The organism is Mucilaginibacter sp. P4_G9, assembly GCF_056400985.1.
Genome location: NZ_JBFUKF010000699.1, coordinates 1 through 1604, shown reverse-complemented (window position 1 = coordinate 1604; position 1604 = coordinate 1). Strand labels below are relative to the sequence as shown.

Genomic DNA, 1604 nt, shown 5'->3' with positions numbered 1-1604 from the left:
GTATGCGGGTTTCCTGCGAACAAATGTTTATATCATGCCCGGCATCGGCGCCGGGTTCCAGCCCGAATTTGATAACCACACTTGATGTATTAATTGCACAATCATCTTTACTTGTTGACGATAAAGTAATGGTGACAGATCCGTTTGCCCTATCCTGTGCTGATGGGATATATTGTACGTTATCAACCTGTGTAGCCGATGGTAAAAATGTACCGCCAACTCCACTGCTTGACCATATCCCGGTTGAGGTTCCACCCGCCATCGACCCGGTAAGTGCAATAGAGGCAACTTTAGTACACACAACATTGGGGCCATTTGCCTTTGCTATTGGAGGCTGATTTACCTGTACAGTAACCGGACTGGCATCACTTGTACAGCCGCCAACTGTAACAAATAAATTATAAACTCCTGCTGCTGCCTCTGTAGCAGGGATTACAGTTTTTTGTAGGTTTGATGAAAATCCGTTTGGCCCCGTCCACAAATAGGTAGCTCCGGCTCGTGAAGGAGTGTTTAACTGAATGGTACTTCCCACACAAACCGGCGAATTGCTGTTAGCTACAGGTTTAACCGGCTTGGGGCCAACACTTACCGTATGTATAAAAGGTGTCCCCGCACAGCCAAAAGCCATAGGCGTTATAATGTAAGTTACAACAGCCGTAGTCGTTCCTGTATTTATTAAAGCCTCGTCAATTTTGGATGTTGTTTTCCCGCTAACTGCAGGATTGCTTATCCGAGGTGCCACATCCCGCTGCCAGGTAAATGTAGCCGTAGAAATATTAGACGTAATAACATAATCTTGCGGTATGCCACTACAGGCCGTAGTTGAAGTATCGCTGGTTATGTTAACCTGGGGATTTACGGTAATTACCCAGTTAAATGGTGTTCCGGAACAATTGTTTGCTTTATAATTAGTAGTGTAGGTAACGTCAATGGGGGCATTGGTAGTATTAAATAAAACCTCGCGTATGGTGTCTGCTGCCTGGCCGGATACTGCCGCATTCTTTATTCCAGGTACTGCGGCCCGGCTCCAGTCAAATATTGTGCCCGAAGCATTAAATTTTATGGCATAATTTGCAGTAGTGCCATAACAGATCGTGTCTTTTTTAGCACTGATTACAACCGGTGTAGGATAAACAGTAACCACATAATTTAATGATTTCCCGGAGCAGCTCCCATTAGTAGGTGTAATTACATAAGTTACATTTATAGCCGTGGATGTTGTATTTATTAATGTTTCAGTAATTGTGTTTGATGTTTGAGCAGTTAATGCTGTATTGCTGATACCCGCTACTGCTTTACGGCTCCATGTAAATGTAGCAGTGGGCAAATTTGCCGTGATTGTATAATTTAATGGATTACCACTACAGGCAAAATCAAATGATGAACTGGTTATAGTTGGCACCGGATTAACCTGCACTACTACTTGTTTTTGCAGACTAACACATTTTCCAATTGCCGTTTGCACATAATAATTAGTATTGGTAGTTAACGATGATGTTGTATAAGTATCACTTAACGAAAGCAATATAGACCGACCGCTGGCTGTTTTAGTATACCACTGATAGGTTCCCGTGGAGCCACTTGCCTTTAGGGTTGCGGTACCG

General features: G+C 43.3%; 1 protein-coding gene. It reads right to left on the bottom strand.

What is annotated here, in order from left to right; all coding sequences use genetic code 11:
- Positions 1-1604, bottom strand: a 1604-nt coding sequence (locus AC1DPZ_RS26835; RefSeq protein WP_477409262.1) for a PKD-like domain-containing protein, incomplete at both ends; no start/stop codon positions are given.